Here is a 24,576-nt window from a genome sequence, read left to right on the forward strand (position 1 = left end):
AAAAATACTCTTATTTTATCTTTTCTACGGCGTCTTTTGCGGCACTGATGCGCTCCGCCTCATCAAGCTCACGCACAAAACCATCTTTTACTAAAATGATCCTAGTTGCCACATCAAAGTAGCTATCATCGTGGCTTACAGCGATGATGCTTATACCTTTGCTTTGCAAAAACGGCAAAATTTCTTTATAAAATTTACGCTTAAATAATGGGTCTTGATCGGCCGCCCACTCATCGAGGATAAGGATAGAGCGGCGCTCTAATATGGCTATTAGCAGGCTTAGGCGCTTTCGCTGGCCGGTTGAGAGCTGCGTGGTGCTAAGCTTATTATCAATGACACTTACCTTTTTATCTATCTCAAGCATGGCTAAAAGATCGTCTATATCGCTTTGTCTAGCAAAGCCATCACGAGAGAGCGTTTGCGAAAATAGATAAAAATCAGCAAAAATAGCGCTTATTTTGGCTTGATAGCTTTGTAAATTTGCCTCATATATCTTTGTGCTATCAAGGTAAATTTCACCGCTGCTTGGGCGGATAAGTCCGCAAAGAATGTTTATAAGCGTGCTTTTGCCGCTGCCATTTTTACCGATGATAAATGTTATCTCACCGCGTTTGATCTCTAAATTTACATCATTTAGGCTAAATTTGCCGTGAGCGTAGTTGAAATTTATATCCTTTAGCCTGATACTTTGCCACTCATCGCTTAGGCTATCATCAAATTTAAAGCCTTCTTTAAAATCATTTAAATTTAAACTCACGATCTTCTCTAAACTCACCTTTGCGCTAAGTGCGGCTGGTATGGAGCCAACCATGCTCATAAATGAGCCTCTTAAAAATAGTATCGTTAGGCTGATACTTAGTGCTGTTTGCAGGCTCGCCCAGCCAAATGCCACACACAAAAATACGCAAAGACCGACTGAGCCAAGCAGCATTACGTTTGTGAAATTATCACTTAGTGCATGAAATACGTCAGCTTTTACCATGCTTTGGCGCTTTTTATCGCCTGTCAAATTTAGCTCATCAAAGCAAATTTGCGCTCTTGCTCTGTTTAGGCTAAGCTCTCTATGCCCCTCAACGATGTCGTCATAGTGCCTTTGCAGCGCGTCATCTTGCGTCCTTGAGTCTTTAAAGTAAAAGTGGATCTTTTTCATCAAAAGAGTGTTTATAAAAAGCGTAGCACCGATCCAAATGGCTAGAAATATAAAAACTTTTGGCGCGATCACGCAAAGATAGATGCTCGCGCAGATGATGAAAACTAGGCTTTGTATGAAGCCAGTAGCGCTCATAAAGGCAAATGTGATCGTCTTTATGTCGTTGTTTAGACTAGCTATGATCTTTGCCTTGCCGATCTCGTTTATCACGCTATTTGGCGTGTCTAAAATTTGCTTTACGCTTTGATACCTAAGCTCATAAATAAATTTATGCCCAAAATTTGTAAGTGAGATGTTTGCAGTAATGGCGCTTGCAAAAAAGAGGAGCAAAACAACTATAAATTTAACCGCCACGAGGGCGTTAAATTCTTTTAAATTTACAAGTTCGTTATTTATAAAAGAGAGCGTCCAGACGCCAAGCCCACTAAAGGCAAGCGTCAGGATCACTATTTTGATTATTGAAAAAAGATTGCTTTTTATTAAATTTACAAGCATTACATGGCAGCACGTGGCTGGATGATGTTTTGATCAAATTTTTGCTCGGTATTTTCACTCATTATGTGAAGCACCTTACTGCGTTTGATCTTTGCGTCATCCTTAAATATCGCGCGCACCTTGTCCATGCCAGCGTAGAAGTCGCGCATTAGCACGACGCAGATATACTTGCCAAAAAATGTTGGCTTAATAACGCCATTTTCTTCGTAGATCGCATTTACAAGTTTTAGCAAGCTAAGCTCGACAAATAGGTCTTTGTTGATGTTTGCATTGTTTTGCTCGTTGTAGGTTTTGATATCCACGGCGCCGTCAAAAAGCCTTGTTAAAAATGTATATTTTAGTCTCTCTTTTTTGCTAAATGCGCATTTTGCGATGACTGGGCTTTGTCTTTCTTTGACCTTTCTGCCGTAGTCAAGTAGGTTAAAGGCATTTATCACAAGCTCGCCATTTAAGAAGCTAAACGCGCCACTACCAACGCCCACGTACTCTAAATTTGAGCCTACATATTCGTCGCGAAGGTCTGCGCTTTTTTCATTTGAAAACGCCCAAGCGTTGCTTTGCCTATATCCGCCTTTAGCAAATTCACTTACGATGATCTCGTAAAATTCGCGCTCATTATCGACGTTTGAGACGCCAAGTGCTCGAGCGATGTTCTCTCTTGTTAGCTCTGATTTCATGAGCGGATAGAAGGTTATTTGCTGTGGTGATATTGATTTTGCAGTGTTTATGTCGTTTATTAGCTGCTCTTTTGTCTGATTTGGTAGGTTAAAGATGAGATCAAGGCTGATGACTGGTATCTTGCCGATAGCCTGCTCGAGCTTTCTTTTCGTCTCCTCGGCTGAGCCAAATTTCTCGTATCTGCCAACTCTTTTTAGAGTCTCATCATCAAAGCTTTGCACGCCTACGCTTAAGCGGTTGATGAGCCCATCAAAACGGCTTAAACTCTCTGGTGAGATGTGATTAGGGTCGCTCTCTGCTGAGATGTCCTCTATGCTAAAGAGATCTTTTGCGAGTTTTAGCGTCTTTTCAAGCTCTGGCTCGTTTATAAGCGTCGTGCCACCACCCACATAAAGCGAGCTAAAGTCAAAGCCAGCCTCTTTTATCTGCCTCATCTCCTCGCGTAAATTTTCAAAGTAAATTTTTGCAAGCTCCTGCTCGTAGTGGTACTTGTGAAACGAGCAATACGGGCAAAATGTGTGACAAAACGGCACGTGAGCGTAGAGCATATACTTTTTGTCTTTTTTTGGAGTTTTGGTGTAAGTCGTGTTTAAAATGTCTATGTTAAATTCGTTATATAGCGATTTTTGTATAGAATTATGAGCGTAATTTACAGCAAAACTCTCAATGATATTTTTAAAAATCATAATTAATCGCCTTAAATAAGTTAGTTTTAATTTAGTCCATTAGGATAGCCAAATTTTAATAAATTTAGCCTTGCATTAACGTAAATTTTGAGTAAAAAATGCAATCATTTTTTAAATTTTCTATTTTTACAAACCTGCGATTTTTACATATCTAGCTCGCTTTTGCTCTATAAATTTAAGCTTTAGCCTACTTACTCTTTTACTCTTGAGATGACCTTGCTTGAGTCAAGCTCAAATTTCACTCCGTCTTTTGTCTGCAAGTAGTAAAATTTACCGATATTGCAAAGTGACTTCACATCATAAATTTTAACCGCCTTTTCATCTATCTCGCAAGGCGTTTGCTCTTTGCCTTTTGTCTCACAAAGTGAGCTAGGTAGCGCCTTTAACGCACTTTTATCTACAAGCAAAAATTTATAATCCACATCGCCTATATTAAAGGTTTTTGCTGTGTATTTGATAAACAAAAGCGAGTTTGAAACGATCATAAGCGAAAGTGCAGCATAAAAAACAAATGAAAAGTCCTTTGTCTCTTTGATGCTCGCAACGCCCAGCATAAAAGAGAGCATAAACGAGCAAAAGAGTATCCAAAGTGCCAAAAATCCGCCATCTTTTAAGACAACAACTGAAATGATAAAGAGCAAAAGCATGAGAAATGACAAAAGATAGATGATGAAATTTGATCTATCTTTAAAGAAAACTGCCAAATTTACCCCAGCATAAGAGAGCAAAAGTAGCGATAAAATGGCGCTTTTGCTGTAGTTTAGCTTGAATGCTGCAAAGGCTAAAATGGCAAATGAGATGAGCGTTAAAAAATAGATGAAATTTGAGCTATAAAAAAATAGGAATTTTGGCTTTTTAAATTTATATTTTTTATCGTCATTTTGGTAAAGGTAGGAGACAAAGACCAAGATAGCGATCTCAAAAGCTGTCACGATCGCGGTCGCGCAAAATAGCAAGATGCCTGTAAATATCATCTCTGAGCTATCTAAACTCGGAAAATAGCCGATCACAAAGCCAAAATACAAAAAGTAGCAAAGCATGCTAACGACTGGGACGATGAAATTTGAGTGCTTAAAGAAATTTGTAGCACACTCTTTTATGAAATTTGCCTTTAAATTTGCCGAGTGCTCGCCAAGACGGCTCTCAAAATACGAATTAAAAAGCAGCTCATTTTTTATCTTTTCAAGGCCCTCCTCATCGCTATTTGCTGCGCCTTTATAAATTTCATAGTTTTGCTCGCTAAAATCCTTTGTGATCTCATCTTTTATGTCTAAGATCACGAAGCAAATTCGCTCTTTTAGCTCCTTTAACGCCTTTGAAATTTCAGCGTAATTTGTCCTATTTAGCCTGTCAAAAAGATCGTTTTCTTCGTTTAAAAGAGCGATCAAACGCGCTTGTTTGCTGCTTCTTATCTCGTAGTTTGAAAAATTTGCCTTTATAAAATTTACAAATTTCTTAGCGTTTTTAACGCTCTCATCTTTTTCATCTAAAATGTCTTGATAACTCAAATTTAAATCCTAAAAATTTACACGAAATGCTATTTAAGCACCTTTGCGATTTCGCTCCAGCCTATTTGCTTAGCAAATTCAGCTGCGGTTTTGCCACTTTTTGTGCGGGCGTTTTTGCTAGCACCATTTTCTAGCAAGAGATTTACGATCGTTAAATTCCCAGCAAGTGCCTCGTGGTGAAGCTGCGTAAAACCAAGCTCGTCGGTGTCTGCGACCATACTTGGATGCGCTTTTATATACTGCTCCACCTGACCGCGCATATTTTTGCTCATCGGATGTTCTATCAAATTTTCTGGGTGCTCTTTTTGCTCGAAAACTACCAAAATGTCTTTAAAATCACCAAAATCAAGCCCCCAAGCCACATCATGCTCGGCTAGCTCATCTTTTTGCATGCGTGAGCGCATCGCCTGCACGCTAAATCCGCCATAAGCACGTCCGCCAATGGCAAAAAGCCAGTCGCTCATATCGGTAAATTTTGCGCTTATCTGATCGCCAACTTTGACGTTTTGCACGCTATCTGGCTCATTTACGAGCGTGCCATATATCGTCTCTCCGTCAAATTCAACGTCATTTACCCACATGTGCTCGCCCACCTCTTCGCCGTTTATGACGTCTAAAAAGCAAATTTTTACCATCGCATAATCAAGCATAGGCGCGATCCTGCGGCGCTCCCAGTAAAGCTCACGCCAAAAATACTTAAAGCTCTCTCTGGCTTGCTCAAATGCGCGCTGCATGTAGTCTTCGTCGCTACTTACAAAATAGATCGGCATCTGCTCGCCAAGGTCTATTTGCTTACCAAGTATTTTCTCAAAAAAGCCCATTTTTACTCCTCTTTAGAATTTAGATAGATCAAATTTAAATAAAACGATAAGGCGAAATTTCACCCACGAACCAGCTAAATTTCACAAATTTAGCCCAAAATCCTGCGAAATTTTAAATACAAAATTCGCACAATTATTTCGCAAAATTAGGCGAGGCGATTTCAAAAATTTAGCCTGCCAACTTGCCAAATTTAAACAAAAATATCGTGAGATGGATTTAAATGTTGCGACGAAAAATCAAGCGTGCGCTAGGCATATAGCCTGCGGAGTGAGAATTTTTCTAGCTCATTTAAAGGCACTCACGAGAAGTCATTATTTTAGGTTTTTAAAGCTTATCGGAAGCTCTAAATTCAACCCCCTAACCAGCTTTATACACTCCTGCAGATCATCTATGCTTTTGCTTGTCACCCTGATCTCTTCGCCCCTGATCTGCGCGCTCACCTTGATCTTTGAGTCTTTGATTGCTTTGGTGATCTTTTTTGAGTTTTCGCCATCAAGCGTGTCGTTTAGCTTTAGTGTCGCCTTCAAATTTCCACCACTCGCTGGCTCTCTTTTTATCTCTGTGATCGCCACTGGTGGGATGTTGCGCTTGATTAGTTTTGAGATAACTATATCTTTTAGCGCGTCGATCTTGTTGTCACTTGAGCTTAAAAGCGTTATAAATTTCTCTTTTTCATTTAGCTCAACTTCGGCCGCAAGTCCCTTAAAGTCATACCTCGCTGCGATCTCTTTTTTGGCCGTTTCAAGAGCGTTTTTAACCTCCATCATATCGACCTCGGCACTTATATCAAAGCTATGTTCGCTTGCCATTTTCTATCCTTTTATAAATTCTTCTATATTTTTAACTATGAGTGAGATTAGCCGTTTTCTAGCCTCCAAGCTACCCCATGCCACGTGCGGTGTGATGAGTAAATTTGACTTCTTTTTTACATTTAAAAATGGGCTATTTTCGCTCATTGGCTCGCTTTCTAAAACGTCGGTGCCAAAGCGTAAATTTCTCTCATCTATCGCTCTTGCCATCGCAGCTTCATCCACTATGCCGCCACGTCCTAAATTTAGCACTATCGCATCATCTTTTAGTAAATTTATCTCGTTTGCGCCAAGTAAATTTCTAGTCTTTTCATTTAGTGGTGCATGGATGCTGATGATGTCGCTACTTCTTAGTAGCTCCTCTAAGCTTTTTTGCTTAAATTCGCTATTTGTATTTGCTCCGCTTGTAGAGTAATAGCTCACATTTGCGCCAAATGCACGTGCCACTACCGCCACGCCACGACCTATCTCACCAAGTCCGATGATGCCAAATTCTTTGCCAGCGATCTCGCTGATGTCTGCGCCAAGATAGGTGAAAATTTCGCTTTTCACCCACTCGCCACTTTTTACGTATTCATCATAAAATTTGATGCGATTTGTTAGCTCAAAAAGCATCGCAAACGTGTGCTGCACGACGCTTGCGGTTGAGTAGCCAGCGACGTTTTTAACAGCTATATTTTTAGCTTTTGCGTGCTCTAGATCGACATTGTTCATGCCAGTTGCGCTTATACAGATAAGCTTTAAATTTAACGCATCCATCACGGCTTTGTCGATGATAACCTTGTTTGTGATGACGATATCAACGCCCTTTAGACGAGGCACGACCTCTTCGCTTTTTGTTTTTTGGTAGCTGATAAACTCGCCAAATTTCTTAAAAACACTAAGATCTACGTTTTCTCCAAGCGTTGCCGCATCTAAACAAACGATCTTCATCTTTAATCCTTAATAAAATGTCCTACAAATTTAGAGTAGTTATCTAAAATTTTGCCGCCCTTTCTATATCCAAGCGCGCACGCTTCATAAGCGTAAAATACGCCTGCTTGGTAGCTCTCGCCCCTCTCATCTTGGTTAAACTCGTAAAATTCTTGATAGATGGCTTTGTTTGAGTCGTATTCGCCATCTTTGCTTGCTATTTGTGTGCCGTTTTCATCGTATATAGAGACGTTTGCACCTTCTCTGCCAAATACCGGCTTTTTCACATATTTTTTGCCTTTTAGCGGCTCATTTGAGGTCTCAAGCAAGAGCGGATGATTAGGATATAGATCCCAAAGGATTTTTAAAATCCCTTTGCTTTGGAAAAGCAGCGTGTAGGCTGGATTTATGATGATAGCTTTTTGATTTTTGACGATGTTTGAGAGTATGAGAGCCAGCTCGCCCTCATCGATCGCTATGCTCTCCCAAGGGACAAGCTTAAACCAGTACTCGAAATTTTCTTCACCTTTAAAAATGCCCTCATTATCGTCAAAAACGACCTCATCAACGTAGGCAAAGTCTGTTACAAAACCAGCCTCTTTTGCGATGTATTGCAGAAGTTTTACGGTCTGCTCGTCCTCGATACTGCCTGCGATGCTGCTAAAAAGTATCCCCCAGCCCTCGTAAAGCTCGTCAAAGTCCGCATCCTCGTCGCCAAGCGTGATGAGGCGTTTGAAATTTTGCTTTAGCGACTCGTAAAGGTCGTTAAACTGGGCTGCTTCGTCCATGTGATTTAGCTTTAGCATCGCCCACTGAATGATCGCCGTCTCAAAAACTGCCGTTGGCGTGTCGGCGTTAAATTCAATGAGCTTTATAGGCTTGCCATCAAGCCCACCAGCTAGGTCAAATCTGCCGTAAAGGTGCCAATGAACGTCATTTTCCCAGCTATTTTTTATGATATCAACAAGATTAAATGGTATGCCTATCTCGTGAAAAAGGTTGTTGTCGATCACGTGCTGAGCGGCATTTACATACATATCATATAGCTCATTTGCAGCCTCATAGTAGGCATTTGCCTCTTTTTCGCTTACTTGCACGATCTCATCTGCGATATACGAGCTGTTGTCGTTATCTGTGTGCCATGCAAAGCCGATTTTCTCCATAAATTCGTTGTTTAATGGGGTGATTTTTTTTAAATTTATCATTTTTATCCTCCAAAGCTTGATGAGCTAGAGCTTGACTTTGAGCCACCACCGAAAAATCCACTCTTACCACCGCTGCTTCTTGCAGCAGAATTTGCCGCTTTTTGCTTGTTGAAGCTATCCACACTTCTTGTGTAGGCACTTGGATTTTTATATGTGCTTTGGCGATTTGCTTGGAAATTTTGGTTGCCAAAGAGCTTACTGCCTATCCAGCTACCAAGTATCGCGCCAGCTGCTGAGGCAAGGATCGTCTCGCCAAGGCTTAGCCCACCACTACTTAGCTGTGCGTCGCTAGTTCTTGTCAAATTTGAAGTGTTATTGTCGATCTTTGCGTTTGCTTGCGCTAGAAGCTTATCGATCTCGTCTTTGCTTAGCACACGCTCAGTGCCGTTCATATCTTTTAGCACGATTCTAGTTTCAGTGCTTGGGTACTCTTCTAAAATTTTATAAACACCAGGTGCGCTCTCCTCAATGATGACAAAGGCTCCATTTTTTTGAGCAACTTCGTTTAGTGCGTTTTCATTGCCGCCATCGTCGCTTCCACAACCAGCAAGTCCAGCCATGATAATGGCACCAAATCCTCCAACCGCAGCATAAGTTGCTATCTTTTTAATGTGTTTCATATCTCTCCTATCAACTCTTTTAAATTTTTATGTCTTCTAACAAGTATCACACCGCGTTTAAATTTGATAAATTTGGAGTGATGTATCGCTTTTATTATCTTTTCACTGATCTTTTTTGTCGCTTTTGGCTTTAAATTTAACTCCTTTAGATATTCGCTTAAATTTATCCATTTTGACTCGTCCTCTATCTGCGCATCTATCGCCACTTCGCTTGCGGCACTTTCGTTTTTAGGTGCTAAAAGCGGCCTTTGCATAGCATTTAGAAACTGCATGAGCTTCTCGTCTCTGTCCTTGTAAATTTGCAAAATTTCATTTTTGCGCTCGATGAGCATCTGCTCTTTTTCTTTAAAAAGCCTATCTTTATCGGCTTGCAAATTTAAATTTAAGCTCTTTAGCTCATTTAGCTCATTTAGCAAATAGCTTACAAACTCGTCGTTTTGGGATTTAGTTTTTGTGCTTTTTGAGGCGGTTTTTGCGGGTTTTTCACTACTTGGCTCCTCGTCAAGGATGACAAATTTAGTGCCATTTTCAATGACCGTTTTTAACGAGCCTCGGCGAATTCTATTATAGACTGCTTCTTTTGTTATGCCTAAAATTTCTGCAGCTTCATTTACAGCTAGCTTTTGCATCGGATTTCCGTTTAAAATAAAATAAAAAAATTGCTTTGATTATAAAAAAATAAGGCTAAAAGAAGAGTTAAACAAAGAGAGCAAAGCCCTCTTTGTCTTGGTTTTAGAGTCTTGACTCGTAGCGTCTAAGCATATAAAGACGTTTAAGCATTTTCTTGCGAGCTGCAATTTTTTGTTTCTTGCGGATCTCTGTTTTAGGCTCAAAGAAGCGTCTAGCTCTTGCTTCAGTAACGACTAAATTACGATCAGTTTGTTTTTTAAACTTTCTGTAACCCTCGTCAAATGACTCGTTAGGATGTACCTTAATACCAGGCAACGTCCTCACCACCTTTCAGATTAAAATAAGCCGTGAGTATAGTTTAACTTTCATAAATTTAAGCTTTTAGACAAATTTAAAATATTTAATACTTTTTTAATAACCCAAAATTTATAATCTTAAAATTTCAAAAAAGGCTTACCATGTCAAAGGATGTTCATCTTACCTACGCCAAGAGGCGTTACATTTTTTTTGCCTGTATCACGTTATTTGTATTTATTTTGCCATTTATAAGGATAAATGACGCGCAACTATTTTTGCTGAGTTTTGATAAGAGCAGAGTTGATCTATTTTTTACAAAATTTGATATGCAAGAGCTATATTTGCTGCCATTTTTGTTTATCACTTTGTTTTTAAGCATATTTTTCTTAACGACGCTTGCAGGGCGCATCTGGTGCGGCTGGAGCTGTCCGCAGACCATTTTTAGAACGCTCTTTCGTGACCTTTTGCAGACTAAAATTTTAAAGATCAGAAAAAATATCCAAAACAAACAAAACGAGCCACAAGGTCAAATTTTTAAGCGTGCATTAGCAGTTGGAATTTGGTGCGTTTTAGCCCTTATTATAGCCGCAAATTTCATGTGGTATTTTGTGCCGCCATTTGAGTTTTTAGCCTATATAAGCGAGCCAAGCGAACATAAAATTTTACTAGCATTTTGGCTTAGCATCGCTGCTTGGCTAGTCTATGACGTGGTCATTTTAAAAGAAAATTTCTGCGTCTATGTCTGCCCGTATGCGAGGGTGCAGTCAGTTATGTTTGATAGCGACACGATACAAGTTATTTACAATCAAAAACGAGGCGGCGTCATATATGATGGCAAAGAGAAATTTAAAAAGCCAAAAGAAGAAGGCGCGCTTTGCACTGGTTGTGAGGCGTGCGTGAGGATATGTCCGACGCATATAGATATAAGAAAGGGCATGCAACTTGAGTGTATAAACTGCCTTGAGTGTAGCGACGCGTGCGCTAAAGTGATGGGGCATTTTAACGAAAGCTCGCTTATAGAGTGGAGAAGTATAAATTCTCAAAATGAAAATAAAAAGGTGAAAATTTTTAGGTTTAGAACAGTTGCTTATCTTATTATTTTGTGCGTAGTTTTGGTAGCTGCGGCGCTGATGAGTAGTAAAAAAGAGAGCATGCTTTTAAATATAAATAGAACTAGCGAGCTTTACAAGGTTTTAGACCAAAACGAGGTTGAAAATTCTTACGTTTTTTTAGTGCAAAATACCCAAAGCAAGGATCATAAATTTTACTTTGAGATAGATGATAAAAGCATAGAAATTTCTCGTCCAAATAAGCCTTTTACGCTAAAAGCTGGCGCAAAACAAAAGGTCATCGTCACGCTAAAATCAAAAAATGAAAACACAAGCGAAAAAGATCTTTTAAAACATATAAATATAAAAGCTTACGCCACTGACGAGCCAACTATTAGTGTGCAAAGAGCCAGCACCTTTATCTATCCTAAAAGATGATAAAATGGCGAAAATTTAGCAGGAATTTAAATGGCGATATCAGAAAAAGGCAAAAAAAGATACGAGCTCATCGTAAAAACAGCGCTTGAGCTATTTTTAAAAAATGGCTACGAAAAGACAAGCCTTAGCGATATCGTGGCGATAAGTGGCGGCTCGCTTGCTAGCATTTACACATTTTTTGAGAGCAAAGAGGGGCTTTTTCAAGCGATCATCGAGCAAGAGATAGACGCTCTTATAAAAGAGATTGATGAGAAGATAGATCTTAAAATTTCTCATAGCTTGGAGGAGTTTTTAACCAAATTTGCAACCATTATTTTTTCTATCGTCTGCACCAAGAAAAATATCTCACTTGGCAGGATAATGATGAGCGAGGGCTCTAAAAATGGCGGTAGGCTTGGCAGGGTATTTTTAGATCAAATTTTAAATAAGATCGACCTTGTGCTTATAAATTTCTTTGAAAGAGATGAGATAAAATCACAGCTAAATCCAAAATTTCCAGCCAAATTTGCTGCAAAATGCTTTATAGAAAATGTAAAGGGGTCACATTACTACAACGCTCTCATATTAGACGAGGAGCCAAAACTAAGCAAAAAAGAACGCGAAGAGCACGTTGCTTTGTGCGTGGAGCTATTTTTAAATGGCATCATTAAAAAGTAGAATTGACTTTTAATTTATATTTAGTTATAGTCAGTGACTTTTATAATTTGTAATGAAAATTACAAAACTAAATTTGGGATTAAAATTTAAAATTAAGAGAGGTTTTTATGTTGAAATTTAAAAGTTTTCTTGTGCTTTCAGCTGCCGTTTTTTTGCTTTCTGGCTGCTTTGAAAGTGGCGACAAAAAGGCTGCTGCAGGCCGCCAGATGCCGACATCTCATGTTGATATATTTGTGGCTAAAAAGACGGATGTGCCTATTAGCTTTGACTACACAGCCACAGTTACTAGCAACCAAGATGTCATCATCTATCCAAAGGTTGGCGGCACGATCATAAAGCAGTTTTTTAAGCCTGGCGATAAGGTAAAGGCTGGGGAGAAGCTATTTCTCATAGATCCAGAGAAATATCAAGCTAGCTACGACTCACTTGATGCAGCTGTTGGCGTTGCAAATGCAAATTTAAAAAATGCCGAGACAGAGTTTAAAAGAATTTCTGCCCTTTATAAGAAAAATGCAGTCTCTCAAAAAGACTACGACGCAGCCGTTGCAGCTTACGATATCGCAAATGCAAATTTAGTAAGCGCAAAAGCAAATTTAAAAAATGCAAAAATAGATCTAGGCTACACAAGCATAGTGGCTCCATTTGACGGCGTAGTGGGCGATAACAAAGTAGATGTTGGCTCACTTGTAGTAGCGAGCCAAACTCAGCTTGTAAGACTAACTAAGATAAATCCAATCGAAGCTGACTTTTACATCGCAGACGTGGATAATCTAAGCAGAAAAACAAATTTAGATAGTGGCGCTTGGCAGCAACTAAATAGCGAGGCTGTCTTAAATTTAAACAATGAAGATTTCACTGGCAAAGTGACTTTTATAGATAACGTCGTAAATACCGCAACTGGCAGCGTTTTGGCAAAGGCTAGCTTTGATAACAGCGAGGGTAAAATTTTACCAGGTGCGTTTGGTCATATAAAGATGAGTGGATTTGTTCAAAAAAATGCCTTTAACATCCCACAAGTTGCCCTTCAACAAAGTGCTACAAACACTTATGTTTTAGTCGTAAAAGATGGCAAAGTAGGCCAAAAAAATGTAAAAACAGGATATCAAACAAAAGATATGGTCGTAGTGACTGAGGGTCTTGAAGAGGGCGATAAGATAATAGTTAGTAACTTCCTTAAAATCGGAGTTGGCGCACCAGTTGAAACTGACAAAGACCTAAGTGCAGAATTTATAAACGGCAAAGATGCAAACGCTACAAGTAGCAAGTAAAGGCAGATAGATGTTTTCAAGATTTTTCATAAACCGCCCGATATTTGCAACTGTTATATCTATCATCATAGTTATAGCAGGTTTTATGGGTATCAAGGGGCTTCCGATAGAGGAGTATCCAAGTCTTACTCCGCCTACTGTCTCTGTAAGTGCGACATATAGCGGTGCTGATGCACAGACGATCGCTGACTCAGTCGCAAGTGCCATTGAAGATCAGATAAATGGCGTTGAAAATATGCTTTATATGCAAAGCACCTCAAGCTCTGCAGGTACTATGAATATAAGCGTATATTTTAAGATCGGCTCGTCAGCAAAACAAGCAACGATCGATGTAAATAACCGCGTGCAAGCTGCCCTTTCAAGATTGCCTCAAGAGGTGCAAAGCATGGGCGTAACAGTTCGCGAAAGAAGTGGCTCGATCCTTCAAGTAGTTGGCTTTACAAGTCCAAATATGAACCAAGTTGAGCTATATAACTATGTAAATTTAAATATCGCAGACGAGATCAAAAGGGTAAATGGCATCGGCGATACGGTGCTAATTGGCAACAAAGAGTACTCGATGAGAATTTGGCTAAAGCCAGACAAACTCGCTCAGTTTAAACTAACTCCAAGCGATGTCATCTCACAAGTAAAAATTCAAAACTCACAATACGCTGCTGGCAAGATCGGCGAGCAGCCATCAAAAGGTGAAAATCCTTATGTTTATTCAGTAGTTTCTGAAGGACGTTTTAAAGATCCAAAGCAGTTTAGTGAAATTTTGATAAAAAGTGATGACGGCACAGTCGTCAAGCTAAAAGAGGTCGCTACAGTCGAGCTTGGAGCTGCTAGCTACGCATCTGAAGCTATGCTAAATGGCAAGCCAGCAGTGCCACTTTTGCTATTTTTGCAAAACGACGCAAACGCACTTGCAACTGCTGAAGCGGTCAAAGCAAAGCTTGAAGAGCTAAAGAAAACCTACCCAGTTGGCTTAGAGCACACGATAGCTTATAATCCAACTGAATTTATCACCGTCTCAATAGACGAAGTCATAAAAACTTTTATCGAGGCAATGGTGCTAGTTCTTGTCGTAATGTACTTCTTCTTAAAGAGCTTTAGAGCTACAATCATACCTATGCTTGCTGTGCCAGTCTCTATCATAGGCACATTTGGCGGGCTTTATGTGATGGGCTTTAGTATAAATTTGATAACACTTTTTGCCCTGATCCTAGCCATCGGTATCGTCGTAGATGACGCGATCATCGTTATAGAAAACGTCGAGAGAATTTTGCACGAAGATAAAGAGATAAGCGTAAAAGACGCGACATTTAAGGCGATGGAGGAGGTACAAACCCCAGTCATCTCTATCGTGCTCGTGCTTTGCGCGGTTTTCGTGCCAGTTTCATTTATGGAGGGCTTTGTTGGCGTTATACAAAAGCAGTTTGCGCTAACACTTGTTGTCGCCGTTTGTATCTCAGGCTTTGTCGCTCTTACTCTTACGCCAGCACTTTGTGCGGTTATGCTTAAAAAACAAGAGAACAAGCCATTTTGGATAGTTCAGAAATTTAATGACTTCTTTGACTTTAGCACTAGGCTCTTTACAGCAGGCGTGGCAAAAATTTTAAAACACGTCATCATTAGCTTTATAGTCATTGGCATAATGGGATTTGCGACGTATGGCCTTTTTCAAAAGGTGCCAAAAGGGCTTGTGCCTTCAGAGGATAAGGGCGCTTTGATGGTTATCACCTCGCTTCCACCTTCAACAAATATGCTAAAGACTAAAGAAGAGGTAAAATCTATTAGTAATGCCATTTTGAGCAACCCAAATGTCGAATTTACTATGGGCTTTGCAGGTTATGATATGCTCGCTAGCTCACTTAGAGAAAACTCAGCCATTAGCTTTGTCAAGCTAAAAGACTGGAATGAAAGAAAAGGTGCAACAGACGGCGCAGATGCTTTGGTAGGTCAGTTTAATGGCATGCTTTGGGGCTCTAAAAACTCGATGACCTTCGTCGTAAACGTGCCACCTATCATGGGTCTATCAATGACTGGTGGCTTTGAAATGTATCTACAAAACAAAAGTGGCAAAAGCTACAACGAGATAGAAGCGGACGCTAGAAAGGTAACTGCAGCAGCAAATGCAAGACCTGAGCTAACTGGTGTAAGAACGACGCTTGAGACGAACTACCGCCAGTTTAAGATAACTGTTGATAAAGAGAAAGCAAGGCTATTTGGCGTAAGCGAGAGTGAAATTTTCAGCACGATAGCGGCTACTTTTGGCTCTTACTACATAAACGACTTCAACCTTGCAGGCAAATCTTACCGCGTATATGCAAGGGCAAGTGATAACTTTAGAAACAACCCTGAGGATCTAAGGAAAATTTTTGTTCGCTCAAATGATGGTGGCATGGTGCCATTAAATTCAGTAGCGACGCTTACAAGATCGATCGGACCTGATATCGTTGATAGATTTAACCTCTTTCCAGCGGCTAAGATCATGGGCGATCCAAAACCTGGCTACACATCGGGTGATGCGATAAGAGCGATCCAAGAGGTCGTAAATGACACGCTAAGTAGCGACGACTACGCCATAAGCTGGGCAGGAACTGCGTATCAAGAGGTAAATTCTCAAGGAACAGGCACGGTTGCCTTTATCTTTGGTATGGTCTTTGTCTTTTTGATCCTTGCTGCTCAGTACGAAAGATGGCTCATCCCACTTGCGGTTATCACAGCTGTGCCATTTGCAGTATTTGGCTCATTGCTGGCTGTTTGGATAAGAGGGCTAACAAACGACATCTACTTTGAAATCGGTCTTTTGCTACTCATCGGTCTGGCGGCCAAAAACGCCATCTTGATCGTAGAATTTGCTATGCAAGAGCGCGAGAGCGGAAAAAGTATATTTGACTCAGCTGTAAATGCGGCCAAACTTCGCTTTAGACCTATCGTTATGACATCTATCGCATTTACCTTAGGCGTTTTCCCAATGGTTATAAGCACAGGTGCAGGCGCTGCATCTCGCCACTCACTAGGAACTGGCGTGGTTGGCGGCATGATCGCTTCTACTACGATAGCGATATTTTTCGTGCCTATGTTTTACTATTTGCTTGAAAATTTAAATGAAAAATACTGGAAAAAGGGAGCAAAAAAAGATGAGAAATAAGGCGTTTATACTTATAACAGCGGCGTTTTTGGCTGGTTGCTCGTTTCGCCCAGATATGCCAAATGTGGATACAAATTTCACCTCAACATATACTTTCGAGACAAGCGATATAAGAGATCTTTGGTGGAAGGAATTTCACGATGAAAATTTAAATTCTCTAGTTGAAAGCGCACTTGAGAAAAATACAAATTTACGCATTGCATATTTAAATTTACAAAAAGCAAAGGCAAGTCTTGGCGTTGCTGAGGCTGACTTGCTGCCAGGGGTAAATTTAAATGTAAGTTATACCAAGGCAAAGACCAGTGGCGAAACTTACACTGGGCAGCCTCAAACACGTTATAGAAGCTCGAGCATAAATTTAGGACTAAACTACGAGATAGATCTCTGGGGTAGAGTGCGAAATAGCGTGCTTGCAGCTAATGAAAATTTAAATGCGAGCAAATTTGACTACGATAGTGCCAGACTAAGCCTTAGCTCAAGTGTGGCAAAAAGCTACTTTGCTCTAGTATCGCTAAACATGCAAGAAGCGGTGCTAAAAGAGACTCTAAAAACCTACGAAGATACACTAGCACTTCGCAAAACGCAGCTTGATCTTGGTAGTATAAACGAGATGACCTATCTGCAAAGTAAGGCTGAAGTTGAAAGGGCAAAAACTAGCCTAACTTCAGTGCTAAACTCAAAGTCGCAAGCGCTTACTTCACTTGCCATCCTAACTGGCAAGAGTAATGATGAAATTTTAAAAGGAGCTGTTGCTAGTGCGCAAAATTTACCAAGCTCACCTGAGATAAACGCTGGCATCAGCTCAGATGTTTTGCTTAGAAGAAGCGACGTGGCAAAAGCTCTAGCAGATCTAAAAGCTACAAATGCTCTTGTTGGCGTAGCAAAGGCTGATTATTTTCCTACAATCTCACTTACTGGACTTTTGGGCTTTACAAGTATTGATTTTGAAAATATATTTGTAGGAAATGCCAATACTTGGAATATAGGTGGCTCTTTAGCACAAAAAATATTTGACTACGGCAGGACAAAAAATAATGTCCGTGTTGCTGAGACAAACGAGCAAATCGCAGCTATCACTTACGAAGCGACTGTTAGATCAGCCCTTGGTGAGGTTAGAGATGCCCTTATATCAAGGCAAAACGCAAAGCTCTCTTTGGATCAGGTAAAAAATTTGCTACAATCGCAGCAAAAAATTTATTCGCTTGCTAAAGATCAGTATAACGCTGGCTATATTGGTCACTTAGAGCTTCTTGATGCACAGAGGAATTTGCTTCAAGCAAAGCTTCAAGATATCTCAGCTAAGCTTGATGAGGTAGATAGCGCGGTTGAAGTTTATAAAGCACTTGGCGGCGGATTTAAAGTAGATAAATAAATTCAAAAAGGAGAAAAGTTGATGACTAAGATTTTAAATTTCTTATTTTCTTGGGGATTTTTTGTTTTTGCTATCGCTCTTGGCGTAGCATTATGGTTTGCGATAAATTACGTGGATACCATTAGGCTTGAGTCAAGCTTTTATGATATCGGCGAGATATTTATGATGGCAGCTGTCTTTGGTATCGTTTTTTACCTTATCGCAGCGATATTTGTTATACCTATTAGGGCTATGACAAAAAAGGCCTAAAACCTCTTTTCATCTAAGAATTAAATTTCTTAGATGACCCTCAAAATACATTATAAATTTCTTTTTTACTTATTTAAATTTGAAAGAGTAGAAAGGGCGAAGATCGCCCCTTGAAGTATAAAATTTGATTATTTTGCGCTTTTGCAGCCGCATGTGCAGCCTAAAATCCTATAAATGATAGCTCCAATGATCGCTCCAACGATAGGTGCAACCCAGAAAAGCCAAAGCTGCTCTAGTGCCCAAGTGCCTTGAAATATCGCAACGCCAGTTGAGCGAGCTGGATTAACCGATGTGTTTGTGATAGGTATCGAGATAAGGTGGATAAGTGTCAAACCAAGGCCAATAGCGATCGGTGCAAAGCCCTTTGGAGCACGCTCATCGGTCGCACCTAGGATGATGATAAGGAAAAACGCAGTTAGAACTATCTCTGCAACAAGCGCTGAGACTAGACTGTAGCCATTTGGTGAGTGCTCGCCGTATCCGTTGCTAGCAAAACCGCTTGCAGTAGCGTCAAATCCAGTCTTGCCTGAAGCGATAAGATATAGCACAGCAGCAGCTGCGATCGCTCCGATAACTTGTGCAATGACGTAAGGCACTAGATCTTTTTTATCAAATCTTCCGCCAACTAGCAAGCCAACTGAGACAGCAGGGTTGAAGTGTCCGCCACTGATGTGACCAACTGCGTAAGCCATCGTGAGAACTGTAAGACCAAAAGCAAACGCAACACCTACAAATCCAATACCAAGCTCTGGAAAAGCTGCTGCAAATATCGCGCTACCGCAACCTCCAAAAACTAACCAAAATGTGCCAAAAAACTCGGCTAAATATCTCTTCATTTTCTCCCTTTTAGGTAAATTAAAAGGGGCGATTTTAGCAAAAATGTGTGACATTACAAAATATTGTAAAGGTAAAGTTTTATGTAAATTTGATTGTGGTTTTGGATTTAAAATTTTAATACTTTATTCGGCCAATATTTATTGCTTACTATATCATCGTAATTTTTTAACCCTAACTGGCATAATATAGACAATTCACATAAGTTAATATTAAAAAATAGGATATAAAATTATACCAACCTTATATCGGCTACCATCAAGATTATATTCTTTCTCTAAATCCTAGTAAGCTCACCACTTTTATGCACCGCTATCGCCATCCAAAATTACTTCTATTCCATTATTAACTTTTTTAAAATCAACATTGAAGAGAGATTCGTTAGAGCAGTCATTGTATTCTAGTTTGAGATAGTTTTTACCAGCTCTTGTTAGGTTGAAATAGCATGTGTTTTCACTATCTTCTGGTCTACTTTTAAATTTATATTCAAGCCTTGTGGTTTTATTTAAATTTGGCATTTTCATCTCTTTGGAAGCGCTCTTATATATCTCTTTTGTGTCGTCTTGAAAGTATTGTTTTAAATAGTGCTTGTAAGCCCCAAGCAAATCTGTATTTTTATATATACACTTTGACGCAACGCAGCTATAATCGCCATTACAAATTTTTTCTTCATAGCCCTCATCACAATCAACTACAATCTCATTTGCCCAGCAAAACATAGATACTACACTTACTGCAAAAAGTATTTTTTTCATAAATTCCTCCAAAATACTCTTATAAATTTACAACTACTTGCCTGATTTTATCCTTTCTAATTGCCTAAATATTTCTTTTTATATTATCTTAATAGTATATTTTCTCATCATATTTTGGCACGATAAGTTGGTTTTCTCCTAGTTTTATTTCATTCATTTTTGTTTGGTTATTATTTTTTACATCAAACATAAAATTTTTTATGTTTTTGCATTTGTTTGCCTCTTTTGTTAAGCACTCTACCTTGTACATGGCTTTCTTTGTTAGAAGGTTATAGTCCAAGTTTTGATCTCTTACATTTTTATCTAGCATATCTACGGTAACGCCTATTAATTTCCAAATTTTATCTTTTAACTCTAGTCTGTATTTATAGGCACAGCTCCACTCAAATCTACCGCCACCGCCACTATGATTTATTGTGATCACTCTATTTTTTATCTCCAAACCTTCAAAAGGATCTCCCATGGCACCACCTTCATCAGACTTCATTATTACATTACCAAATTCTTGCCATTTGATCCATTTATTTTCACTATCTCTTTTGAAAATTTGCAAAACTCTATGCAAGTCACTATCTTGCCAAACCACTACTCTTTCATCCACACTATCACCATCTAGATCACCAAAAGCTTCTAAAATTTCAGAAGCAAATAAAAATCTACTTAGTAAAACTACTATATAAAATATTTTCATTTGAGCACTTTCTATAATTTTTACAAACTAGCTTTATCGATCATAAAAAAGCCATTTGCATCAAGATAAAGCGGTAAAGATACGCTAGTAGGCATATTGTAAAGCAAATTTTAAAAGATCTTTCATATCCTTTAAAAAAGGAGTAAATGCCGATTATTGCAATGGCGATAAAGAACAAAGATATAAAAAATATTTCTATTGGGAGCAAAGTATAATCTTGCTTAAGAGTTGTAGGAAATTTTAAACCAAAAAATTCTAGTGATATTAAAATACAAGATATTATGGTATCAAGGAAATAGGACACGACAAGGTATTTGATAAAGAGATTATTATAAAATTTATCTAGAAAAATAAAAACTAGGCCAAGTACCCCAAAAATAAAATATCTGCCTATGATTTCATGTTGCAAAAGAGTAGAAAATGGTAAGGATGATGCAAATACCATAGAGCAAGATAGAAGCAAAAATAAAAAGAAAAATGCATATTTAAAAATCTTGGTCATAATCTGTTTCTTCTGTGCAAAATTTTAACTTTAAATCACTATTACATTTTATATTTTTTTGCTTATATTTTATAAAGCTATACTTTTAGGAAGTATCGTCGAAATTCTAACATTACCCCAAGATTTCTTGCCACCAGGCCAAGAACCCATCGCAATACTTTCTTTAAAATGTTGAGCATTATCTAACTTTTCCCAATATTGAATTGCATCATCTTTATTGCTAGACAAAGGCGTTATATAATACAAACCTTCAGGAACTGGCCCCTCGTTTACCAAAAGTTGTCTTTTTTTACTGTAGTCAAAGTAATAATTTGAACCACTTTTTATTGGCGCACCTGAAACCGCCTTAAAGGAATGAACTTGTTTTAATTCATTATAAATTATATGTATCGACAAAAATTCTCCGTCAAATTCTAAATATAATGATTTTTAGTGATTTACATCAACCCTTCCATGAGTTTTTCCATATCTCGTTGTATATCTTGGTGATTTTATATATGCAAAAAACACTAATGTACTATCGCCTTCTTTTAGCTTATCCAGTAGCTTTTGATCTTTTATATCAGTTTGTGGAGTGAAGCTTATCTCTTTTCCTTTAAATTTCTCTCCCTCCAGCTTTATATCATTTGCTACAAAATTTGCCTTTACTTCTTTGTTATACTCGCCTTGCTTGATAATTTTATAAGACCAATTCACCTCTTTATAATTATCATCACCCTTATTTGGCTTATAGACAGCTTTTAAATTTATAGTGTCCTGTATGGTTGTTTGATCTATGTTTTGCACATCTACAACTACGCCAGTTATATTATTTGCCACCTCAATAAGTGAAGTTTTTAGATCATATGTGATACTGCCTTCTGCTTTTTTCTTTGTTTCAAGAGAGATGACGCTATTATCACTCATGCTATGGATATCGCTAGTTGAGTAGTCTTTACTTAGATCACGGTAGGCTAATATAAATTTAGTTGTTCTTTTAAAGACACTTTGGTCTTTATCAAGGATGAGATTTATATTAAATTTAGCCGTGTATGAGTTTTTATCTGCTTCATCATTATCATTTTTCTCAAGAGAGCAAGAGCGATATACTCTTTTGTCTTCGCAGTTATGCAAATAAATTTCTTTGATATCACTGCTATTTAAATTTTCATCAGTGATTATTAGATTTTTTACTATGAGATTACAATTCCCACTATTTGTAGTTGGTTTGCTCTCTTCTTTGTCTGCTAGTTTTAATTTTACATCAAACATGGCTGAGGATTTATCACTTCTTAGGCTTAAGCCATTTTCTTTGGCAAAATTTAGCAGGTTAAAGTTTAGATTATTAAAGAAATTTAAAGTTACTTTGGAGCCATCATAAGAGTATTTTTTATCTTGTGAGATAAATTTATTGTTGCCATCTTTATAAAGCGTGATATCTCCGCTTGTCGCTGAATCTACAAATTTTATATCTTCTTCTTTGCTGTTTGCTTCGTATGGGTTAAATTTATAGTTAGTTAGTATAAGCTTACTTTCATCTTTACTTCCTTGTGGATTTAAATTTACGCAGTCTAGGTATGTCTTATCTGCCAAGATGATAGTAAGTTTTGTATTTTTAGGCTGATATGGAGCTATGATCTGCGCTGAATGATAGGGGCATATCAGTAAAATTTCTTCTTTATTGCCCGCTTTAAACTCAGAATTTTCTTCTCGCTTTTTTAATGCTTTGTTTATCTTTGAGATGTTGTTAGTTCCGTCAGAGCTTATGCTAACTACGTATATGTTTTTAAGAGAGAAAATAGTACTAATGGCTTCTTTTATAAAAGAGTGGAGTTTTTCTGAAAAAGAAGATAGCGAAGTTTCAGCATCTATGCCATTTTCGTTAGCGTAGGCACTAAAAATTTCATAAAGAGTTTGCTTATCTTCTATAAGTTCTTGTTTGTCATTATTGTATTTCAAAGCTTTATTGTACTCAGAAGACATAGGCGTATTTAAAACTGCAAAAAAGTCGCATATCTCTTTAAAGCTTAGCTCAGAAATTTCTTTTTCTTTTACGCTATTTTTTAGCGTTTCATAATGGTTATACTCTGCTTCATTGCTTGCATAATATAGCGGCTGATGAGTTGGGGTGGTTACCATTTCACCATTTCTATTTATAGGTACTTTTGCATAAGGCACCTTTTGCAACTGCCCTCCGACCATAGCCTGAAAATCTTTTTTATAAGTATAAGTATAAGAGTTATTTTTATCATATAGCTTCATTGATTTTAGAGCATTTTTTAAATGAGAGCCAAGGTGATTACCAGATAAGACTAGTGCTGAATTTATTTGAAAACTAAAACTTACAGTAAAAGAAGTAATAATCGCACTACCGATAAAATCTCCAACTATTCCAACAACTTGTTCATCCCATGTATCACCCCTGGCAGTATCGACTATGACTCCTCCAGCGTTAGATTGTATCATTAGTGCAATTTTTGCATATTTATTAGATGATATTATTTGTGATTGAGAAGCTACGTCGTGCATTAGCGTCCAGACATTTTTTGCTTGATCTAAATTATCTAAAAATTTACTATCGTTCATATTATTTACCTATTTCTATTTTTTCTAAACTATGGCGTGAATTTTTATATATATCTAGTCTATCTATGTCTATTTTGAATTTATCCAGAAAGTATTTTTTAACCAACGCCCTTTCATATCTTGAAGTAGCTAGTATATTTAGCACTTTATCATTTTGTAAAACGAGAACACAGTCATAAAATTTATAATAAGTACCTTTGGTTTTAAAAAGATAAAATAAAATCTTACTTAATAAAAAAAATGGATAATGACCAATCCATAGCAATAATATGCTTATCCATTTTACTTTCTTTTGAAAATCGCTTAAATTTTGAGATTTATGATAATAGTCGTCATATGTCTTGTAAATTTCAAATTTTTCATTTAAATTTATGGTTTCTATTGGTTCATTGTTTTGAAGAAATTCTATTTTTTCGTTAGACATTTTTATGATGCGTTTGCGACCATAAAAGAGGTAAGGTCTGATATAAAAGTAAAAGGCTTGTGAAACTAAAAATATAAGTATAATTTTATTGCTATGAAAAAAACTTGCAATAAAGCATATTATAGTAGTGGGTAAAAACTCTATAAACATAAATATAGAATTATAGTCCTTTATAACTATTGGTCTTTTATCATAATCTCTCATCTTTACTCCCAGTCAAATATAAGCAATTTTTCTGCTTTTTCTATATCGCTATTAAAATTATCTTTAAAAAATTTTCTTATCAGTGTTCTTTTGTAATTGGTATTTGGACTAATACTAATTATCACGCTTTTTTGTTTTAAAATAATATACTCATAAAATTTATAATTTACTTTTCTTTTAAATAAAAGCCAAAAAATAAAATTTGACATTATTGTCAAAGGATAAAGAGCTATTCTTGCTGGCATTGTCAAATACCTCCTAGCTCCTTTTAACTCCTTACTTAGATTTTCAAAACTTTTATAAATTTCGAAATCTTCGTTTAATTTTATCTCTCTTATAATATTGCCGTTTTCCAAAAATTTCACACTATCAGAGTTTATGGCGATATAATTTTTATTTTTAAAATACGGCAATATATAAGCTACAATACCAAATGCTATGATAGCCGACAAAAAGCGATTGGCGCCAAGCAACAAATAAATAAAATCTACAATAAGCACTGGCAGAACAAAAATAAGCACAAAGAGCAAGCTATTGTCCTTTATAACTAGAGGTCTTTTATCATAATCTCTCAATTTTATCCTTGCTTGCCTAGCTACCTTATACTATTCTAAGACCTC

23 protein-coding genes are annotated in these 24,576 nt (G+C 37.7%); 6 read left to right on the forward strand and 17 right to left on the reverse strand.

The annotated features are described in order from the left end of the window. Positions 1-10 precede the first annotated feature (10 nt). The 10 genes from CVS81_RS08410 to rpsU form a co-directional block, all read right to left on the reverse strand. Positions 11-1,645 carry a multidrug ABC transporter permease/ATP-binding protein gene (locus tag CVS81_RS08410; protein ID WP_107965679.1) on the reverse strand — a complete coding sequence of 545 codons (1,635 nt, stop codon included), beginning with the start codon at positions 1,643-1,645 and terminating at the stop codon, positions 11-13. Next, a complete protein-coding gene (locus CVS81_RS08415) occupies positions 1,645-3,009 on the reverse strand; it encodes a coproporphyrinogen III oxidase family protein (protein ID WP_107937447.1) in 1,365 nt (454 codons plus the stop codon). Before CVS81_RS08415 ends, CVS81_RS08410 begins: the two co-directional genes overlap by 1 nt. 191 nt (positions 3,010-3,200) lie before the next feature. Continuing rightward, on the reverse strand, positions 3,201-4,517 hold the full coding sequence (locus CVS81_RS08420) for a hypothetical protein (RefSeq protein WP_107965680.1): 1,317 nt from the start codon (positions 4,515-4,517) through the stop codon (positions 3,201-3,203). A gap of 29 nt (positions 4,518-4,546) precedes the next feature. Further along, a complete protein-coding gene (locus tag CVS81_RS08425) occupies positions 4,547-5,338 on the reverse strand; it encodes a DUF2314 domain-containing protein (protein WP_107965681.1) in 792 nt (263 codons plus the stop codon). 312 nt (positions 5,339-5,650) lie between these two features. Then, positions 5,651-6,148 carry a YajQ family cyclic di-GMP-binding protein gene (locus CVS81_RS08430; protein ID WP_107965682.1) on the reverse strand — a complete coding sequence of 166 codons (498 nt, stop codon included), beginning with the start codon at positions 6,146-6,148 and terminating at the stop codon, positions 5,651-5,653. 3 nt (positions 6,149-6,151) lie between these two features. Then, positions 6,152-7,081 carry a D-2-hydroxyacid dehydrogenase gene (locus CVS81_RS08435; RefSeq protein ID WP_107965683.1) on the reverse strand — a complete coding sequence of 310 codons (930 nt, stop codon included), beginning with the start codon at positions 7,079-7,081 and terminating at the stop codon, positions 6,152-6,154. 2 nt (positions 7,082-7,083) lie between these two features. After that, positions 7,084-8,265, reverse strand: a complete 1,182-nt coding sequence (locus tag CVS81_RS08440) for a glutathionylspermidine synthase family protein (RefSeq protein ID WP_107965684.1) — start codon at positions 8,263-8,265, stop codon at positions 7,084-7,086. A gap of 2 nt (positions 8,266-8,267) precedes the next feature. Further along, complete coding sequence (locus CVS81_RS08445) at positions 8,268-8,885, reverse strand: UPF0323 family lipoprotein (protein WP_107965685.1); 618 nt, start codon at positions 8,883-8,885, stop codon at positions 8,268-8,270. Then, entirely contained in the window at positions 8,882-9,514 is a 633-nt protein-coding gene (locus CVS81_RS08450; protein WP_107847934.1) for a DNA-binding protein, read from the reverse strand. The genes CVS81_RS08445 and CVS81_RS08450 overlap by 4 nt, the downstream gene beginning before the upstream one ends. Positions 9,515-9,617: 103 nt before the next feature. After that, the gene (rpsU, locus tag CVS81_RS08455) at positions 9,618-9,830 is read right to left on the reverse strand and encodes a 30S ribosomal protein S21 (protein WP_009294994.1); all 213 of its coding nucleotides are present in this window, start codon (positions 9,828-9,830) and stop codon (positions 9,618-9,620) included. A gap of 143 nt (positions 9,831-9,973) precedes the next feature. Between rpsU and ccoG the strand changes: the two genes are divergently transcribed. The 6 genes from ccoG (at position 9,974) to CVS81_RS08485 (ending at position 17,981) form a co-directional block, all read left to right on the forward strand. Continuing rightward, positions 9,974-11,299 (forward strand): cytochrome c oxidase accessory protein CcoG, encoded by a 1,326-nt coding sequence (gene ccoG / locus CVS81_RS08460; protein ID WP_107965686.1) that lies wholly within the window; start codon positions 9,974-9,976, stop codon positions 11,297-11,299. A gap of 30 nt (positions 11,300-11,329) precedes the next feature. Further along, positions 11,330-11,956, forward strand: coding sequence for a TetR/AcrR family transcriptional regulator (locus CVS81_RS08465; RefSeq protein ID WP_107965687.1), 627 nt, complete (start codon positions 11,330-11,332; stop codon positions 11,954-11,956). 107 nt (positions 11,957-12,063) lie between these two features. Continuing rightward, positions 12,064-13,224, forward strand: coding sequence for an efflux RND transporter periplasmic adaptor subunit (locus CVS81_RS08470; protein ID WP_107965688.1), 1,161 nt, complete (start codon positions 12,064-12,066; stop codon positions 13,222-13,224). A gap of 10 nt (positions 13,225-13,234) precedes the next feature. Beyond that, positions 13,235-16,360 carry an efflux RND transporter permease subunit gene (locus CVS81_RS08475; RefSeq protein ID WP_107965689.1) on the forward strand — a complete coding sequence of 1,042 codons (3,126 nt, stop codon included), beginning with the start codon at positions 13,235-13,237 and terminating at the stop codon, positions 16,358-16,360. Next, positions 16,350-17,732 (forward strand): efflux transporter outer membrane subunit, encoded by a 1,383-nt coding sequence (locus CVS81_RS08480; RefSeq protein ID WP_107965690.1) that lies wholly within the window; start codon positions 16,350-16,352, stop codon positions 17,730-17,732. Before CVS81_RS08475 ends, CVS81_RS08480 begins: the two co-directional genes overlap by 11 nt. 21 nt (positions 17,733-17,753) lie before the next feature. Then, complete coding sequence (locus tag CVS81_RS08485) at positions 17,754-17,981, forward strand: hypothetical protein (RefSeq protein ID WP_004318043.1); 228 nt, start codon at positions 17,754-17,756, stop codon at positions 17,979-17,981. Positions 17,982-18,109: 128 nt separating this feature from the next. Here CVS81_RS08485 and aqpZ read toward each other — a convergent pair whose 3' ends face one another. From aqpZ to CVS81_RS08520, 7 genes are all read right to left on the reverse strand, one after another. Continuing rightward, on the reverse strand, positions 18,110-18,817 hold the full coding sequence (aqpZ, locus tag CVS81_RS08490) for an aquaporin Z (RefSeq protein WP_107965691.1): 708 nt from the start codon (positions 18,815-18,817) through the stop codon (positions 18,110-18,112). A 300-nt stretch (positions 18,818-19,117) separates the two neighbouring features. Beyond that, entirely contained in the window at positions 19,118-19,570 is a 453-nt protein-coding gene (locus CVS81_RS08495; RefSeq protein ID WP_107965692.1) for a hypothetical protein, read from the reverse strand. Positions 19,571-19,658: 88 nt separating this feature from the next. Then, complete coding sequence (locus CVS81_RS08500) at positions 19,659-20,261, reverse strand: hypothetical protein (protein ID WP_107965693.1); 603 nt, start codon at positions 20,259-20,261, stop codon at positions 19,659-19,661. 571 nt (positions 20,262-20,832) lie between these two features. Next, positions 20,833-21,159 carry a hypothetical protein gene (locus CVS81_RS08505; RefSeq protein ID WP_107965694.1) on the reverse strand — a complete coding sequence of 109 codons (327 nt, stop codon included), beginning with the start codon at positions 21,157-21,159 and terminating at the stop codon, positions 20,833-20,835. 33 nt (positions 21,160-21,192) lie between these two features. After that, complete coding sequence (locus CVS81_RS08510; RefSeq protein ID WP_159070977.1) at positions 21,193-23,208, reverse strand: hypothetical protein; 2,016 nt, start codon at positions 23,206-23,208, stop codon at positions 21,193-21,195. Between the two features lie 121 nt (positions 23,209-23,329). Beyond that, positions 23,330-23,956, reverse strand: a complete 627-nt coding sequence (locus tag CVS81_RS08515; protein WP_107796807.1) for a hypothetical protein — start codon at positions 23,954-23,956, stop codon at positions 23,330-23,332. 2 nt (positions 23,957-23,958) lie between these two features. After that, entirely contained in the window at positions 23,959-24,531 is a 573-nt protein-coding gene (locus tag CVS81_RS08520; protein WP_107965696.1) for a hypothetical protein, read from the reverse strand. Between the last annotated feature and the right edge of the window lie 45 nt (positions 24,532-24,576).

The sequence above is a fragment of the Campylobacter concisus genome, assembly GCF_003049065.1.
Taxonomy (GTDB): Bacteria; Campylobacterota; Campylobacteria; order Campylobacterales; family Campylobacteraceae; genus Campylobacter_A; species Campylobacter_A concisus_BE.

Excerpts from the sequence above, each read along its gene's own strand:
- CVS81_RS08410 (WP_107965679.1), bottom strand. The coding sequence starts at position 1,645 with ATGCTTGTAAATTTAATAAAAAGCAATCTTTTTTCAATAATCAAAATA.
- CVS81_RS08415 (WP_107937447.1), bottom strand. The coding sequence starts at position 3,009 with ATGATTTTTAAAAATATCATTGAGAGTTTTGCTGTAAATTACGCTCAT.
- CVS81_RS08425 (WP_107965681.1), bottom strand. The coding sequence starts at position 5,338 with ATGGGCTTTTTTGAGAAAATACTTGGTAAGCAAATAGACCTTGGCGAG.
- CVS81_RS08430 (WP_107965682.1), bottom strand. The coding sequence starts at position 6,148 with ATGGCAAGCGAACATAGCTTTGATATAAGTGCCGAGGTCGATATGATG.
- CVS81_RS08435 (WP_107965683.1), bottom strand. The coding sequence starts at position 7,081 with ATGAAGATCGTTTGTTTAGATGCGGCAACGCTTGGAGAAAACGTAGAT.
- CVS81_RS08440 (WP_107965684.1), bottom strand. The coding sequence starts at position 8,265 with ATGATAAATTTAAAAAAAATCACCCCATTAAACAACGAATTTATGGAG.
- CVS81_RS08445 (WP_107965685.1), bottom strand. The coding sequence starts at position 8,885 with ATGAAACACATTAAAAAGATAGCAACTTATGCTGCGGTTGGAGGATTT.
- CVS81_RS08450 (WP_107847934.1), bottom strand. The coding sequence starts at position 9,514 with ATGCAAAAGCTAGCTGTAAATGAAGCTGCAGAAATTTTAGGCATAACA.
- ccoG (WP_107965686.1), top strand. The coding sequence starts at position 9,974 with ATGTCAAAGGATGTTCATCTTACCTACGCCAAGAGGCGTTACATTTTT.
- CVS81_RS08465 (WP_107965687.1), top strand. The coding sequence starts at position 11,330 with ATGGCGATATCAGAAAAAGGCAAAAAAAGATACGAGCTCATCGTAAAA.
- CVS81_RS08470 (WP_107965688.1), top strand. The coding sequence starts at position 12,064 with ATGTTGAAATTTAAAAGTTTTCTTGTGCTTTCAGCTGCCGTTTTTTTG.
- CVS81_RS08475 (WP_107965689.1), top strand. The coding sequence starts at position 13,235 with ATGTTTTCAAGATTTTTCATAAACCGCCCGATATTTGCAACTGTTATA.
- CVS81_RS08480 (WP_107965690.1), top strand. The coding sequence starts at position 16,350 with ATGAGAAATAAGGCGTTTATACTTATAACAGCGGCGTTTTTGGCTGGT.
- CVS81_RS08485 (WP_004318043.1), top strand. The coding sequence starts at position 17,754 with ATGACTAAGATTTTAAATTTCTTATTTTCTTGGGGATTTTTTGTTTTT.
- aqpZ (WP_107965691.1), bottom strand. The coding sequence starts at position 18,817 with ATGAAGAGATATTTAGCCGAGTTTTTTGGCACATTTTGGTTAGTTTTT.
- CVS81_RS08495 (WP_107965692.1), bottom strand. The coding sequence starts at position 19,570 with ATGAAAAAAATACTTTTTGCAGTAAGTGTAGTATCTATGTTTTGCTGG.
- CVS81_RS08500 (WP_107965693.1), bottom strand. The coding sequence starts at position 20,261 with ATGAAAATATTTTATATAGTAGTTTTACTAAGTAGATTTTTATTTGCT.
- CVS81_RS08510 (WP_159070977.1), bottom strand. The coding sequence starts at position 23,208 with ATGATACAATCTAACGCTGGAGGAGTCATAGTCGATACTGCCAGGGGT.
- CVS81_RS08515 (WP_107796807.1), bottom strand. The coding sequence starts at position 23,956 with ATGAGAGATTATGATAAAAGACCAATAGTTATAAAGGACTATAATTCT.